Origin of the sequence: Veillonella atypica (assembly GCF_041431435.1) — a bacterium.
In the GTDB taxonomy this organism is placed as follows: domain Bacteria; phylum Bacillota; class Negativicutes; order Veillonellales; family Veillonellaceae; genus Veillonella; species Veillonella atypica.
In genome coordinates, this window is the sequence record NZ_JAPVXV010000017.1 from 1 (window position 1) to 504 (window position 504).

1 rRNA gene is annotated in these 504 nt (G+C 53.8%); it reads left to right on the forward strand.

What is annotated here, in order from left to right:
• Positions 1–504, forward strand: a 16S ribosomal RNA gene (locus O3598_RS09510); the annotation flags it as partial.

Genomic DNA, 504 nt, shown 5'->3' on the forward strand with positions numbered 1-504 from the left:
TACCGGAATAGAAAGCCACGGCTAACTACGTGCCAGCAGCCGCGGTAATACGTAGGTGGCAAGCGTTGTCCGGAATTATTGGGCGTAAAGCGCGCGCAGGCGGATTGGTCAGTCTGTCTTAAAAGTTCGGGGCTTAACCCCGTGATGGGATGGAAACTGCCAATCTAGAGTATCGGAGAGGAAAGTGGAATTCCTAGTGTAGCGGTGAAATGCGTAGATATTAGGAAGAACACCAGTGGCGAAGGCGACTTTCTGGACGAAAACTGACGCTGAGGCGCGAAAGCCAGGGGAGCGAACGGGATTAGATACCCCGGTAGTCCTGGCCGTAAACGATGGGTACTAGGTGTAGGAGGTATCGACCCCTTCTGTGCCGGAGTTAACGCAATAAGTACCCCGCCTGGGGAGTACGACCGCAAGGTTGAAACTCAAAGGAATTGACGGGGGCCCGCACAAGCGGTGGAGTATGTGGTTTAATTCGACGCAACGCGAAGAACCTTACCAGGT